This is a genomic window from Cryobacterium sp. TMS1-13-1, assembly GCF_004403125.1.
Lineage (GTDB): Bacteria > Actinomycetota > Actinomycetes > Actinomycetales > Microbacteriaceae > Cryobacterium > Cryobacterium levicorallinum.
Genome location: NZ_SOGX01000019.1, coordinates 65,837 through 80,768, shown reverse-complemented (window position 1 = coordinate 80,768; position 14,932 = coordinate 65,837). Strand labels below are relative to the sequence as shown.

13 protein-coding genes are annotated in these 14,932 nt (G+C 67.0%); 9 read left to right on the top strand and 4 right to left on the bottom strand.

The genetic code is table 11. The annotated features are described in order from the left end of the window. Positions 1-104 precede the first annotated feature (104 nt). From E3T31_RS16350 to mutM, 7 genes are read left to right on the top strand one after another with little or no spacing between them, the layout of a single operon-like run. On the top strand, positions 105-1,154 hold the full coding sequence (locus E3T31_RS16350; RefSeq protein WP_134470569.1) for a MoxR family ATPase: 1,050 nt from the start codon (positions 105-107) through the stop codon (positions 1,152-1,154). Positions 1,155-1,157: 3 nt separating this feature from the next. Next, a complete protein-coding gene (locus E3T31_RS16345) occupies positions 1,158-2,534 on the top strand; it encodes a DUF58 domain-containing protein (protein ID WP_134470305.1) in 1,377 nt (458 codons plus the stop codon). Continuing rightward, on the top strand, positions 2,527-4,908 hold the full coding sequence (locus tag E3T31_RS16340) for a DUF3488 and transglutaminase-like domain-containing protein (protein ID WP_134470303.1): 2,382 nt from the start codon (positions 2,527-2,529) through the stop codon (positions 4,906-4,908). The genes E3T31_RS16345 and E3T31_RS16340 overlap by 8 nt, the downstream gene beginning before the upstream one ends. A 37-nt stretch (positions 4,909-4,945) precedes the next feature. Then, complete coding sequence (locus tag E3T31_RS16335) at positions 4,946-5,515, top strand: DUF177 domain-containing protein (protein ID WP_241978055.1); 570 nt, start codon at positions 4,946-4,948, stop codon at positions 5,513-5,515. Positions 5,516-5,517: 2 nt separating this feature from the next. Then, a complete protein-coding gene (rpmF, locus tag E3T31_RS16330; protein WP_092108959.1) occupies positions 5,518-5,721 on the top strand; it encodes a 50S ribosomal protein L32 in 204 nt (67 codons plus the stop codon). A gap of 33 nt (positions 5,722-5,754) precedes the next feature. Continuing rightward, complete coding sequence (gene rnc / locus E3T31_RS16325) at positions 5,755-6,447, top strand: ribonuclease III (RefSeq protein WP_134442479.1); 693 nt, start codon at positions 5,755-5,757, stop codon at positions 6,445-6,447. A 5-nt stretch (positions 6,448-6,452) separates the two neighbouring features. Next, on the top strand, positions 6,453-7,364 hold the full coding sequence (gene mutM, locus E3T31_RS16320; protein ID WP_134470301.1) for a bifunctional DNA-formamidopyrimidine glycosylase/DNA-(apurinic or apyrimidinic site) lyase: 912 nt from the start codon (positions 6,453-6,455) through the stop codon (positions 7,362-7,364). Positions 7,365-7,393: 29 nt separating this feature from the next. On the opposite strand, the gene E3T31_RS16315 is transcribed toward mutM, so the two are convergent. Then, a complete protein-coding gene (locus E3T31_RS16315) occupies positions 7,394-8,479 on the bottom strand; it encodes a GNAT family N-acetyltransferase (RefSeq protein WP_134470299.1) in 1,086 nt (361 codons plus the stop codon). 233 nt (positions 8,480-8,712) lie between these two features. Between E3T31_RS16315 and E3T31_RS16310 the strand changes: the two genes are divergently transcribed. Together E3T31_RS16310 and E3T31_RS16305 are read left to right on the top strand one after the other, a co-directional pair. After that, on the top strand, positions 8,713-12,423 hold the full coding sequence (locus tag E3T31_RS16310) for an AAA family ATPase (protein WP_134470297.1): 3,711 nt from the start codon (positions 8,713-8,715) through the stop codon (positions 12,421-12,423). Positions 12,424-12,463: 40 nt separating this feature from the next. Further along, the gene (locus tag E3T31_RS16305) at positions 12,464-13,021 is read left to right on the top strand and encodes a HutD family protein (RefSeq protein WP_134470295.1); all 558 of its coding nucleotides are present in this window, start codon (positions 12,464-12,466) and stop codon (positions 13,019-13,021) included. Here the strand turns inward: E3T31_RS16305 and E3T31_RS18535 are convergent. Genes E3T31_RS18535 through E3T31_RS16295 form a run of 3 tightly spaced genes read right to left on the bottom strand, consistent with a single transcriptional unit; the run spans position 13,018 to position 14,903 of the window. Next, positions 13,018-13,146: a hypothetical protein gene (locus tag E3T31_RS18535; RefSeq protein WP_255454070.1), complete on the bottom strand. Its 129-nt coding sequence runs from the start codon at positions 13,144-13,146 to the stop codon at positions 13,018-13,020. The two genes, E3T31_RS16305 and E3T31_RS18535, sit on opposite strands and share 4 nt — an antisense overlap. 42 nt (positions 13,147-13,188) lie before the next feature. Continuing rightward, on the bottom strand, positions 13,189-13,506 hold the full coding sequence (gene fdxA / locus E3T31_RS16300) for a ferredoxin (RefSeq protein ID WP_105036402.1): 318 nt from the start codon (positions 13,504-13,506) through the stop codon (positions 13,189-13,191). Further along, a complete protein-coding gene (locus E3T31_RS16295) occupies positions 13,503-14,903 on the bottom strand; it encodes an FAD-dependent oxidoreductase (RefSeq protein WP_134470293.1) in 1,401 nt (466 codons plus the stop codon). The genes fdxA and E3T31_RS16295 overlap by 4 nt, the downstream gene beginning before the upstream one ends. Positions 14,904-14,932 lie beyond the last annotated feature (29 nt).

Below are 14,932 nucleotides of genomic sequence, written 5' to 3'. Positions count from 1 at the left end.
TAGCGTCGGTTCCGCCAGCCGACACCGCGCCGCTCCGGACTGCGCCGTTCACCACCGAGTCGGGCGTTGACCTCAGCGAGCTTCAGGCCGCCGGGCGCGCGATCATGCGCAACGTCGAGACGGTCATCGACGGCAAACACGAGGCCGTGCAGATTGCCCTGACCGTGCTGCTGGCCGAGGGACACCTGCTGATCGAGGACGTTCCCGGTGTGGGCAAGACCATGCTCGCCAAGGCGCTGGCTCGTTCCGTGGATTGCACGGTCGGGCGAATCCAATTCACGCCCGACCTGCTGCCCTCGGACGTGACCGGCGTCTCGGTGTTCAACCAGGCCGAGCGTCGCTTCGAATTCAAGCCAGGGCCGGTGTTCGCCAACATCGTCATCGGTGATGAAATCAACCGGGCGAGCCCAAAGACCCAGTCGGCGCTGCTCGAATCGATGGAGGAACGCCAGGTCACCGTCGACGGCGTCACCTACCCGCTCGCGCTGCCGTTCACCGTGATCGCCACCCAGAATCCGATCGAGATGGAGGGCACCTATGCCCTCCCGGAGGCTCAACGGGACCGATTCATGGCGCGCATCTCCATGGGGTACCCCGACATCGGGTCCGAGCTCGCGATGCTCGACTCGCGGGATACCAACAGCCCGCTCGCGCTGATCTCCGCCGTTGTTTCGGGGCAGATCCTGCGCGACATGATGCACACCGCCCGAGCAGTATTCGCCTCCGACGCCGTGAAGGAATATGCCGTCAATCTGGTGCGAGCCACACGCGATGATCGGGACCTGCGCCTCGGGGCCAGCCCGCGGGCGACCCTGCAGCTCATTCGCGCGGCCAAGGCACAGGCCGCCCTGAACGGACGAGACTACGTGCTGCCCGACGACATCGACTCCCTGGCCGTTGCGGTGCTCGGCCACCGGCTGGTTCCGACCAGCCGCGCCCTCGGCCACCACCACCAGGACAGCGGCCCCGTCATCGACGACATCGTGCGCCGAATCCTGGGCGACACTCCCGTTCCGGTGGGAGCAGCAGCGTTCGCTGTCCCGGCATCCGCTGTACCCAAAACGGCCGTGCCGGCATCGGGGCGGTCAGGGCCGGTGCTGCCGGCCGTACGCGGGATTCCGGCCAGACCGGTCGGTTCCACCGGACAGCCGTAGCTCATGGCCGCGCGCGGGGCAGGTGGTTCGGAGCGGTTGGCTTGGCTACAGCGGCTCACCGCTGGGTTGACCTCCCGGCTCACCCTGCGCGGCGGTGTCTGTCTGATGGTCGGAGCCGTGATCTTCGCCAACGCGGTCGTCGTGAACAGCCGGGATCTGCTGTTCGTGGCCAGCATGCTCATCGTGGCGCCGCTCATCGCGGTCGGCTATGTGTCCGTGCGACCGGCGCGGGTGGAAGTGACCCGCACCTTCCGGCCGCCGATCCTGTCGGCCGGCGGCGAGAGCGTCGTGTCGCTGCATCTGCGCAACCTCTCGGCGCGGCCGTTGAGCGGCGCCCGCTGGGCCGATACCCCATCGCCCGGTATTGATACGCCGCCCGGCGCCATCCTGCCGCTGGTGAGTCGGCGAGGCGCGCCCGGTGACAGCGTGCGGCTGGAATACGCACTCTCGCCGCGTCAGCGCGGTGTCTACGCGGTGGGACCTCTCGGGGTGTCCCGCCACGACCCGTTCGGCTTCGCGCACGGCCTACGTCTGTTCGGTGAGCCGCATGACCTGATCGTCACACCGCGGGTCATGCTCATTCCCGGCGGGGGACTGGCCCAGACCAGCAATGACGGTTCGATTCGGGAACTGCTGCGCCAGGCCATCCAAACCTCCGACGAACTCATCGCTCGCGAGTACCGGCCCGGGGATGCTCTGCGCCGCGTGAACTGGCCGGCCACAGCGCGGCACGGCGAAATCATGGTGCGGCAGGAGGAACAGCGCAGCAATCCGGAGGCCCGCATTGTGCTCGATACCACCCTGGCCGGTGCAGCCGGCCTGGGTCCCGGTCGGGTGCCGCCGCATCTCGTGGCCGCATTCGAACTCGAGGTCGAGCTGGCGGCATCCGTTGGGGTGCACCTGATAGACGCGGGCTACCGGCTCGAAGTCATCGAACTCGGCGCGAGCCAGCTGGTGCCGGGCGGCGAACAGACGCTCGGTGGGCTGCACGGCGATGTGCCGGCCAGTTATCGTGCCCCCGGCGGCGATCGGGCCCTGTTGGAGGGCCTAGCGAGCGTCGTTCCGGTGCCGTGGCCAAGTCGCAGCGCACGCCTGGCGGCGTCACGACGAGTGCCGGTGCGTGCGGCCCTGCGCGGCGCAGAGTTGTCGCTGCCGACCTTTGCACTGTTGGTCAGCCTGTCTGAAGCGGATGTCGACGACCTCGTCGCTCTCGCCCGTCACTGCGATCCCGCCATTGCGTTCGTGCAACGTACCGTCGTCGCGGTCGCCCGCGAACGGCTGCAGGAAGCCGGCTGGCGCTGCCTGGAGGTCGCGAGCATCGATGACCTCGAAACCGTGTGGAACGACGTGAATCGGGAGCGAGGCCCCGTTCATGACTAGCCTGGCGACGACGCCGGTCGCTCTGCGCGGAGTCACCCCGGCCCAGCCCCGACCGCGTGCCCGGCGGGGCGGTCGGGGTGCCGCCCGCTGGCCGCTGGCCCTGACCCAGCTCTTGCTGGTGCTCGTGTGCTGCGCGGCACTGGGCCCCCTGCTGCGGGGCACCACCTGGTGGTGGGTCTGTGCAGTGGTCGCCAGCGCCGTGCTGCTGGGTTCTTCCGTATTCCGCCGTCTCGGCCTGCCGCGGACCGTCGTTCCGTTGGCGAACACGGCGGTGTTGCTGGGCGCTCTGACGCTGCTGTTCGGCGACGGATCCGGCCTGTTCTGGCTCATTCCGACACCACAAACGGTGAGCACGTTCAGCGGGTTGATTGCCGCAGGGGGAGAGTCGGTTGCCCAGCAGAGCACGCCGGCGGCGGTGACCGTCGGCATCCTCTTTCTGCTCGCCGGCGGAACGGGACTGATCGCTATTCTGATGGACCTGCTCGCCGTGACCCTGCGCCTGCCGGCCGTCGGCGCGGCTGTGGCGCTCGTGCCGCTGCTTATTCCGGGCTTCATCATCGAGGACGGTGCCGATCTCGCCGCACTCGTGGCGGCGGCCGCCGCCTTTCTGCTGCTGCTGCGGGTGGACGTCTACGTTGGCCGCGTGCGGGAAGCCCGGCAATCACCGGCCGGACCGCACGCGCCCCGCGCCTTTCGGTCGGATCGGCCACGCGGGCCCGGACCGATGAGTGGCTCCATCGTGGTGGCATCGTTGACCATCGTGGGCGCCCTGATTCTGAGCACCGCAGCCCCGGCTTTCACTGTCAGAGGACTGGTCGCCGCCCGGTCCGGCGGCTTGCTGTTCGGCAGCGGCGTCAGCCCGATGATTAACCTGGGGCAGGATCTGCGTCGGCCCAAGGCCGGTCCGGCCTTCCATTACACCTCGACCGGCACCGAGCAGCCCTATTTCACCCTGCTGACCCTCGACGAAGTGATCGGCCTGAATTGGACGGCGCGCATCGACGCAGCCGACGTGCAAAACACCGTCGATCGCATTCCGCGACCCTTCGGTCTCGACGCCAACGTGGAGACCGCCCCGGCATCGACCTCGGTCGTCATCGACGGCGTCAACAGCCAATGGCTGCCAGCGCCGGCCCGCGCCACGAGCATCGACGGGCTGAGCGGCCGATGGTACTGGGATAACCGCACCCGGGCGATTACCAGTCGTTCCGCGAACACCCTCGGCCAGGAATACACGGTGTCGGCGCTGGAGCTCAAGCCAACGGCCGTGCAACTGCGCAAATCGAGCACGAACTTTCCGGCGAGCGTGCAGGGCAACCTGCAACTGCCGGTAGAACCGCCGCCCATCATCGAGGAGACGGCACGGCGAGTCACAGCCGACACCACGTCGAACTATGACGCGGCGGTCGCCATGCAAAAGTACCTGCGCAGCAGCGTCTTCGCCTACGACACCGATGCCCCGGTCGAGGACGGCTACGACGGCGGCGGCGTCGACGTGATCGGGCAGTTTCTAGAAGCCAAGCGCGGCTACTGCGTGCACTTCGCCGCCACCATGGCCGCGATGGCCCGCACCCTCGGCATTCCCTCGCGGGTGTCGCTCGGCTATCTGCCCGGCGTCAAGTCGCAGGATCTTGAACAAGGGCTGGGCCGCTACAACGTTGATTCGCACGACCTGCACGCCTGGCCGGAACTGTACTTCGTCGGCATCGGCTGGGTGAAATTCGAGCCGACGCCCGGCCGCGGCATCGTGCCCAACTACGAGCAGGCCGAGGATGCCGGCACCCCGTCGACCGCGCCCGGTGCGCCCGGCTCCACGAACGCCCCAGGCCTGAGCCCCGATCGGCTCGCCGACGATTCCGCCCTGGAACGCGGCGCGTCGGCGCAAACCGGCGACGCCGGTAACCGGCTCGGCATCGTCGGATTCAGCGCACTGGGTCTGCTCCTGCTTCTGGTTCCGGGTGCGGCGAGACGGATGCTGCGGCGCTGGCGGGTGCGCCGCATCCGCTCCAAAAATGCCGGCGCGAGCCTCGCCTGGCTCGAAGTGCAGCACACCAGTCTCGATCTCGGGGTGCCTGTGCGCGTCACCGAGACGCCGCGCGCGTTCGCCGTGCGCCTGGAGCGGCTCGGCCCCCTCGACCCGGCGTCGGCGGCAGCGCTCGAACGAGTGCTGCTGGCGGTGGAACGGTCCCGGTTTGACCGATCGTCGGGCCAAGCGGAGACCCTCGTCGACGATCTGGCCCTGGTGGTGCGCGGGCTGCACGTCGGCGCGAGTGTCGGCATCCGTTTGCGAGCCCTGTTTGCGCCGCGATCGCTGTTGACCGTGCTGGGAGCGGTGCTGCGCGGGGAACGTCGAGCCGCCCCGATCGCCCCCTGAACGGAGTACCCACGCAGAAAGCGTACAATTTACGACCGTGACTAAGTTCAAGAAGACGCCGTACACGGTCGACGTGCGTGACCTCATTAACCGCCCGGGTACCATGCACGAACGCCACCTCGACATTGACGTACCCGACGACCTCGGCGCTGGCCTCGTAGCGGTGAAAGCCGGGTCGACCCTGTCGACCGAGCTGCGCCTCGAGGCGATGCACGAGGGAATTCTGGTGAGCGTCGAGGTCTATGCGCGGGCGCTCGGTGAGTGCGGTCGATGCCTGAAAGACATCGATCTGCCGGTCCGAGTTCATTTTGCCGAGCTTTTCGGTTATCCTCAGGAGGAAGCCTTCGAGTTTGAGATTTTGGACGACCATGTCGATTTGGAATCTTTGATCCGGGACGCGGTAGTGTTATCACTTCCGTTCCAGCCGGTATGTCGGCGTGATTGCCCTGGTCTTGACAGTGAGACCGGGCAGCCGCTTGCCGAACTGCCCGAACTCGTTTCCGACGAGAGCTACGATCCCCGGTGGTCAGCGCTTGCGGGGTTTACGGCTTCCACAGACAAAGACATGGATGCGGACATCCATGTTTCAGACAGAGAAGAGAAGTAGTCATGGCAGTACCGAAGCGCAAGATGTCGCGTTCCAACACCCACTCGCGTCGCGCGCAGTGGAAGGCCACGCCTCCCACCCTCGTCAAGACTATGGAGGGCGGCAAGGTTGTCTACAGCCTGCCGCACCGCGCCAAGGTTGTCACCGACTCCACCGGCACTCCGTTGTTCATGGAATACAAGGGCCGTAAAGTCGCCGACATTTAAGTCGCCTCTTCTCTCCAGACCGGAACTCGGTCGATGAAAAGAGTTAATACCGAGCGGTCGCCCCTGTTGGCGACCCTCGGCGTGCAGATTGAACCGGTGATTCTGGAGCTAGCTCTGACCCACCGGTCTTTCGCGTACGAAAACGGCGGTATTCCCACCAATGAGCGCCTGGAATTTCTGGGCGACTCGATTTTGGGGCAAGCCGTCACGGTCATGCTCTACCGCAGCTACCCGAACCTCGACGAGGGTCACCTCGCCAAGCGTCGGGCCAGCCTGGTGTCCACGGCCGCTCTCGCGCAGATTGCCCGCGGCCTCGGCCTGGGCGACTACATTCTGCTCGGTCGCGGCGAAATCCTCACCGGCGGCCGCGACAAGGCGTCCATTTTGGCCGACACTGTTGAGGCGCTCATCGGCGCCACGTTTTTGGATGCCGGTGGCGAAGTTGCCACCGCGTTCGTGCTGCGTCTGATCGAGCCACTGCTCGCTGAACCTGGCCACTTCGGTGTGTCAATGGACCCGAAAACGAGCTTGCAGGAGCTCGCCGCGAGCCTGGGCGTCGGCGTCCCGGTTTATACGCTCGAAGGCAGCGGCCCCGATCACTCCAGGGTGTTCGTCGCGACGGTCGTCATCGGCTCGGCCGTGACGGCCGAGGGCGTCGGCCCCAGCAAGAAGTTCGCCGAAATGGCTGCGGCTCGTGACGCAATCGACCAGCTCAACGCTCTCTAACTTCTATGCCGGAGCTCCCCGAGGTTGAGGTCGTGCGTGCCGGTCTCGAGCCGGCCGTCACCGGCGCTCTCGTCACCGGGGTTGAAATCTTCGACGAGCGCTCCCTGCGTCGGCACGTTCCGGTGGCCGGATCCTTCGCCGAGCAGCTCACGGGGCGGCGAATTCTCGCCGCCGTGCGTCGCGGCAAATTCCTCTGGTTGCCCCTCGACAGCGATCGCGCCCTGGTCGTTCACCTCGGTATGAGCGGCCAGGTGCTGCTGCGCACACCGGGTGCCGCGGAGGATCGCATGTTGCGCATCCGCTTGACGCTGGAACACCCGACCCACGGCGAGCTGTGGGTCAATTTCGTCGACCAGCGCATCTTCGGCAGCATGGCCGTCGACGCGATGGGCCCGACCCGTGACAGCCTGCCGGGCGGATATTCGGGTCAGCTCCAAGCGGATGCCGCCTGGCAGAACCGCATTCCCTCGCAGGTAGCGCACATTGCTCGCGACCCGATCGACCCCTCGTTTGCTTCGAGCGCCTTCTTCGCCGCTCTCGCGCGCAAGAACACCGGCATCAAGCGGGCGCTGCTCGACCAGAACCTGATCAGCGGCATCGGCAATATTTACGCGGACGAGGCGCTCTTTGCCGCGCGGATCCACTACGAGCAGCCCGCAGCGTCGCTGTCGGCGGCGAAGGCCAGGACGTTGCTCGCGGCCGTGCGCACCATTCTGCAGCGTGCCCTCGCCGAGGGCGGCACCAGCTTCGACGCCCAGTACGTCAACGTGAACGGGCAGTCGGGCTATTTCGCGCACAGCCTCGAGGCCTACGGTCGGCAGGGCACGCCGTGCTCCCGTTGCGGCACCCTGATCGTGCGCGAGCAGTTCATGAACCGCGGCTCGCACTTCTGCCCCCGCTGCCAGCGTTTGCGCTGACTGACGGTCGAAGCCCTCGGGTTTCCGGATCATTTTTCGGCGGGCACGACCCGCTTCCAGGCACCCTCATAGCCCATCGGCATGAAGCCGAGCGCCTCGTTGACCACGAGCATGTGCCGATTCTCCTCCGCGTTGAAGGTCGTCACCGACGGATGCCCCGGGCTTTCCTGCGCAAGATACTCCAGATTCGCCGTTTTCAGTAGCATGCCGAGGCGGTGCCCGCGGTGTTCCCGCAAGACCAGGGTGTCCTCCTGGCTGACGGACCGCTCGCGTTCGGCCGGTACCGATAGCTGGGTGAAGGCGACCAGGTGACCGCTCGGCTCGTGCAGCGCGGCGGCGGTGAGCATTCTCCGGGGGCTGGAGCCACGGGAGGTCTCCTCGTCGACCAGCCGATCGGCGGTCCAGACGTCTTCGGGTTCCGTAAGACCCGCAGTCGGGGCGTCGGTGCTCATCCGGGTATAGAGGACGGCGAGGTCGTCGCGCCAGCGCGGGGGAGTGCCCGCGCTCCAATAGTGCACGGTGTAGTCGCCGGCGGCGTGCGCCGCTGCATCCGCTTGAAAGCGGCGGATCACGCCCTCGTCCGCGGGCAGTGCGAGTCGGCTGCCGCGCTCGACCTGTTCTAGCCGGTAGCCGCGCGCGAGCAGAAAACGCACCTCGGGGTTGTCTTGTGGGACCGACCCGAAGCCGGTCGGTGCGGTCAGGCGTTCTCCGGGGGTATCCGCAGACACCGTGTACACGATCAGCTCGTGCCGATTCTCGGTCGCGGCAAGGTGTTCGACCCGGTCGGCGAGGGCGGTGCCGATGCCGCACCTGCGCCAGGCTGGCAGCACCTGCACGCCCAGCCAGGCATGGTCGTCGTTTGCGTCGAGCAGGGTTTCATAGCTCGCGCGGGCCACCACCGTGCCCTCAACCCGAGCAACGAACATGCGCTTAGGGTCGTATTTCGGATTGAGCCACCCGGGCAGCAGCTCGGCAGCCGAATAGTTGAGTTCGTTCGTACCAAACCCCTCAGACTCGACGAGGTTTCGCAGCGCGGCCACCGCCACGAAGTCGGGCCAGCTGGGCGCGTGCGGTGTAGCGGGAATGACGAGTTCGTCGATTGAGAAGTCGCTCATGCTGCGCCACAGTAATCCGAGCAGCACCAGTCCGTGCGGCCGGCCCCGTGCAGAACTGCGGATAATTTCGCCCGCAGCCCCGATCGGAGTGCCGAGGCCGCCGAAACGTCTCCGCGGTTCTGCACGCAACTCTTCCCAACAAGCGGATGTCCCGCCCGCTGTCGGTGGCGCAGGGTACCGTTGAATCAGTCCCGAGACCAGGACTCGCGGCCGACCGACCGAAAGGGTGCCCGTTGTATCTGAAGAGCCTCACCCTCAAGGGGTTCAAATCGTTCGCGCAGCCGACGACGTTCGCCTTCGAGCCCGGCGTCACCTGTGTGGTCGGCCCGAACGGGTCGGGCAAGTCCAACGTGGTCGACGCGCTCGCCTGGGTGATGGGGGAGCAGGGTGTGAAAACCCTGCGCGGCGGCAAGATGGAAGACGTCATCTTCGCCGGCACCTCCACCCGAGGGCCGCTCGGTCGGGCCGAAGTCATCCTCACCATCGACAACGCCGACGGCGCCCTGCCGATCGAGTACTCCGAGGTCACCATCTCCCGCACGCTGTTTCGCAATGGCGCGAGTGAATACGCCATCAACGGGCGCACCTGTCGGCTGCTCGATGTGCAAGAGCTGCTCAGCGACTCCGGTCTCGGCCGGGAGATGCACGTCATCGTCGGTCAGGGTCAGCTCGACGCCGTGCTGCGCGCGACCCCCGAAGAGCGTCGCGGGTTCATCGAAGAAGCCGCGGGCATTCTCAAACACCGACGTCGCAAAGAGAAAACGTTGCGCAAGCTCGACGCCATGCAGACCAACCTCACCCGGCTGAGCGACCTCGCCGGAGAGATTCGCCGCCAGCTCAAACCGCTCGGCCGCCAAGCCGACATCGCCCGCGAGGCGCAGACCATCGCCGCCGTGGTGCGCGATGCCCGCGCGCGCTTGCTCGCTGACGACATTGTGCTGCTGCGCACCGCGCTCGACGCCCACAATCACACCGAGAGCGAACGGCACACCGAACGGGTCGTGCTGCAGGAGCAGCTCGCGCAGAAGCAGGGTCGGGTGCAGCGGCTCGAACTGGCCCAGGTCGGCGACGCCGTCGATCTGGCCCGCCGCACCAGTTTTGGTCTGGAGTCGGTGCAGGAACGCCTGCGCGGCCTGTTCACTCTCGCCAACCAGCGACTGGCCCTGCTCGGTTCGCAGGCTGAGCCGACCGGTCCGGCCTTCAGCGTTACGCCCGCCATGCTGACGGATGCTGCTGCCGAGGTTGAACAACTGCGCGCAAGCATCGGGACGGCCGAGACGGCCTGGGGCACCGCCCGGGAGCAGAGCGCGGCGGCACGGTCGCAGCTGGAGGCCGTCGACGACGACATCGCCGCTCAGGCTGTGCTCGTCACCCGGCATGATCTCGAAATCTCGCAGCTGACCGGCCAGTCCGAGACGGCCCGGTCGCGGCTGGCCGCTGTGCGCGGCGAACAACTACGGCAGCAGAACGCCCTCGACGCGGCAAACGATCGCAGCGAGAAGGCACAAAGTCAGCTGGCCGAGCTCGAAACGGCCGTGACCGAGGCCGCCGAAGAACCAGACTCCGACGACCTGTCCGAGGCACTCGAACTGGCGCAGACCGCAGTGCAACGAGTCGAGGCCGAGGTGGAGCGACTGCGCGATGAGCTGCACCAGCACGAGCGGGAACGGGACGCCCAGGCGGCACGGCAGGGTGCATTTTCCCTCGCACTCGACCAGAAAGACGGTTCCTCCGCACTCCTCGGCGCGCAGCTCGCCGGTATCCGTGGCCTGGTGGCCGACCGGGTGCGCGTGCAGCCCGGGTTCGAGGCGGCGATCGCCGCCTCGCTCGGGTCTCTCGCCGACGCGGTGCTGGCCGACAACCGCGAGGCAGCCCTGGAAGCCATCGGCCACGCCGACACCGACGATCTCGGCCGGGTCGAACTCCTCATCGCGGACGGTGACGACACCCTGGCTCCGGGCGTTGATTCCAGCGTTGATCTGGGCGCGGGCATCCGTTGGGCGACATCGGTCGTCGACGGGCCGGCCGGAGTGCGTGCGCTGCTCGCCCAGACCGTGATCGCCGACGATCTCGCCGTAGCCCGCGCCGCCCAGCTGACCGACACCGTGACGATCATTACACTCGTCGGTGAGGTGCTGGGCCCGTGGGTCGTGCGCGGCGGATCCGGCGCCCGGCAGAGCAAGCTCGAACTCGTCGCCGAACGCGACACCGCCGCCGAAAAGCTAACCACCGTCACAGCACTGATCGAGCGGGTGCGCTTCGACCTCGCCGAACAGCGTACCCTGCTGCACGCGCACAAGGAGCAGTCGGTCAGCGCGCGGGCGGCCGTGCGCGCCCTCGAAACCCAGCTCGCCGCTCAGACGGAACGCCGCGGTCGCCTCACCGTGCAGGCCGACGCCGCGACCGCCGACCTCGCCCGGGTCAGCGCCGCCCTGACACTCGCGACCCGCGCCGTCGAAGAGGTCGAAGCCGTCGTCGCCCAGGCGTCCGCCACGCTGGTCACCGCCCAGTCCCGGCCACGACCCATCCTCGATGCGACCGTGCGCGATGCGCTCTACCGTGAGCTGGAGGTCGCCCGGGATCGTGAGGTGGAAGCTCGCCTCCAAGTTGAAACGGCCCGCGAACGGGTGCGGGCCGGTGAGGCACACGTCGTCGCCCTGACCGAGCAGCTCGCGGCCGAGCATACGGCCGCCGAGGCCGCGGCCCGGCGCGCCGTCATTCGCCGCCGCCAAGTGGATGCCGCTTCCCGCGTCGCCGAGGCGCTCCCGGCCGTGCTCGCCGCGGCCGACCGCTCGGTCGCCGAGGCCCGGCTGCGTCTGGCCAGCGCTGAGGCCGAACGCACCAGTCAGAACACCGAACTGCAGCAGCTTCGCCTCGACGAGAGCGCCTTGCGTGAGCGGCTGGCCGCGATCACCGAGAACGTGCACGGTCTCGAACTCGAGATCTACGAGAAGAAGCTGCACCTCTCGGCTCTGCTCGAACGGGCCGGCAGCGAACTGGGCCTGACCGAAGACGTGCTTGTGGCCGAGTACGGGCCCGATCAGCTGATACCGCCCGACGGCATGATCGTCTCTGACGTCTCTGACGTCTCTGACGTCTCTGACGTCTCTGACGTCTCTGACGTCTCCGGCGCCGACAGCACCCCGCACGCCAGTGGGGCCAGTGAACGCGCTGCCGGTGAGCGCGACAGCGACGACCGCACCGCGAGCGATCGCGACATCGCGGGCCGCGCGGCCGACGGCATCCGCTTTAATCGGGCCGAACAGCAGAAGCGGTTCGCGGCCGCCGAACGCAAGCTCGGCCAGTTGGGCAGGGTCAACCCGCTCGCGCTCGAAGAATTCGCCGCGCTCGAACAGCGGCACCGATTTCTCACCGAACAGCTCACCGACCTCACCGAAACTCGCAGCGACCTGCTCACCATCATCGCCGACATCGACGAGAAGATGCAGGCCATCTTCTCCGACGCCTTCGACGACACTCAGGCGGCCTTCGCCGAGGTGTTCCCGGTGCTGTTTCCCGGCGGCAGCGGCAGTATCTGGCTCACCGACCCCGATGATCTGCTGACGACCGGTATCGAGGTGTCGGTGAAACCGGCCGGCAAGAAGATCGAACGGCTGTCACTACTCTCGGGCGGTGAACGTTCCCTCGCCGCGGTCGCTCTGCTGATCGCCATTTTCAAGGCCCGCCCCAGCCCGTTCTACATTATGGACGAGGTAGAAGCGGCCCTCGACGACGCCAACCTCGGCCGGCTGCTGACCATCTTCGAAGACCTGCGCGAAACCAGCCAGCTCATCGTCATCACGCACCAGAAACGCACCATGGAAATAGCGGATGCCCTCTACGGCGTCAGCATGCGGCAAGACGGGGTCAGCGCCGTCGTCGGCCAGCGCGTGGGGACTCGTACTGACCAACGAGAGCGCGACCGGGAACCGGCGGCGTCCTGACCGCTCGGCGACTGCCGTCTGCTAGCCTAAGCCTGAAATCATGCACATTATTCGATATGACTCTCTTCGGCCCGCCCCCTGGCGTAACGGCGGCGGCACCACCCGCGAGGTGGCATCGTTCCCCGCCAGCGCGGTGGACTTCGACTGGCGCATCAGCATCGCCGACGTGACTACGGCCGGCGACTTCTCGACTTTCCCCGGGGTGGACCGCATCCTCACGGTGATCGAGGGCGAGCTGATGGTCATTTCTGTCGATGGCGAAGAGCACGCCATGGAGCAATACCGGCCATTCCGGTTTTCCGGTGACAGCGTGACCAGCTCCGCCTTGCCGGTCGGCAATACTCGAGATTTGAACGTGATGGCGCGACGGGGAGCGTTCAAGGGCTTTCTATCGATCGTCGAGCTGTCGAAGAAACGCCCCCACCCGGTGTTCGACGACCAATTCGCCCTCCTGCTGAAGGGGAACGCCGTCGTGACCGCCGGCGGCGAGGACGCCAAGCTGGGTGCCCTCGATACCGTGCGCGGCGACGATCCAGCCCCGGAGGTGCTCGGACGAGGATTCCTCGCCGTCATCACCCTGGAAGCGGTTCCGACCTAAGCGGATGCTGTTGCGGCATTCGCCACCGCTTCCTTGCCGAGCAAGCCCGCGGCATACAGAAGCACCAGCGCGACGAGAAGTGCGACTGCAATGAGCAGTACAGCTAGCCACAGTGCCGGCCTCAAGCCAGAGCCTTATCCATGGCGTGCAGCGTAGCAGTCGCGCCGCTACCCCTGCGGCGGCAGCGCGGAGATGACGGGGTGGTCCTTGGCGAGCACGCCGACCTTGGCCGCGCCGCCCGGGGAGCCGAGGTCGTCGAAGAATTCGACGTTGGCCTTGTAGTAGTCGGCCCACTGTTCGGGCAGGTCGTCTTCGTAGTAGATGGCCTCGACCGGGCAGACCGGTTCGCAGGCGCCGCAGTCGACGCACTCGTCGGGGTGAATATAGAGGGAGCGTTCGCCCTCATAAATGCAGTCCACCGGGCATTCGTCGATGCAGGCACGATCTTTGACGTCGACGCAGGGCAGCGCAATCACATAGGTCACAGGGTCAGCAACGCTTCCGTGCGAGAGATCGCAACCTGTTCGGCCCGAGAGACGACTTTGACTCGCTCCCGACCGGGAGTGACCAGGTCCTGCGCGCCGAGCAGCTGTTCGTGCGCGTCCAGGGTGCGCCAGCCCGCCCAGGTCGTGAACTCGACGCCGCGCTCCGCCAGCAGGGCCAGAATCGCCTCCGCTGATTCGTTAGCCGTTTCGCCGGCGACGAGCGCGGGCAGGTCGGCCACGAGCCGGGTCACCGTCTCGAGGGCGTCGCCCTTGGTGTGGCCGATCAGGCCGACCGGGCCGCGCTTGATCCACCCGGTGGCGTACAGCCCGGCAAGAGGCTCGCCGGCGGCATCAAGCACCCGCCCGCCGTCGTTCGGGATGACGCCGCGCACGGCGTCGAACGGCACCTCGGTCAGAGCGCTGCCCCGATAGCCGACCGCGCGATACACGGCCTGCACCGGATAGTCGACGATCTGGCCGGTCGACCGCACGCCACCGTCTCCGGTGTGTTCGGTACGTTCAAAGCGGATGCCTTCCACCCGTTCGTCGCCGTAGACCTCGACCGGCGAGTGCAGAAAGTGGAGGTGCAGGCGACGTGAGGCGCCGAGCGGAGCCTTGGTGAGCCATCCGTTCAGCGTGCGGGTCATGATCTTGACCTGATTGTTGCTGGCGACGAGCTGTTCGCTGTGCGAATCGGGAGTGAAATCTTCGGCGTAGACGACGAGGTCGACGTCGGGAATGTCGGCGAGCTCGCGCAGTTCGATCGGGGTGAATTTCACCTGTGACGGCCCGCGGCGGCCGAACACGTGCACGTCGGTCACCGGGGATCCGGCGAGCCCGGCGTAGACCGAGGCGGGAATGTCGGTGCTGAGCAGATCGTCGGCGTGCTTGGCCAGGATGCGGGCCACGTCGAGGGCGACGTTGCCGTTTCCGATGACGGCCACATCGGTCGCGTCGAGCGGCCATTCCAGCGGCACATCGGGGTGGCCGTCGTACCAGGAGACGAAGTCGGCGGCGCCGAACGAGCCGGGCAGGTCGATGCCGGGAATGACGAGCGGTGCGTCGAGAATGGCGCCGGTGGCGAAGATGACCGCGTGGTAGTGCTCGCGCAGATCGGCCAGAGTCAGGTCGGTGCCGTAGGTGACGTTGCCGATGAAACGAATGATGCCTGCGTCGAGCATTTCCTGCAACGACTTGACGATGCCCTTGATGCGCGGGTGGTCGGGGGCGACGCCGTAGCGGATCAGGCCATAGGGGGCCGGCAGCGCATCGAACAGGTCGATGGCCACGGTATGGCCGGCCTCCAGCACGAGTCGGTTCAGAATATTGCCGGCGTAGATTCCGGCCGGGCCGGCGCCGATGATGGCAACGCGCAGTGCAGTGGGAGCGGGGGTCATAAGGAGCCTTTCAAACTACGAGAAGAAGA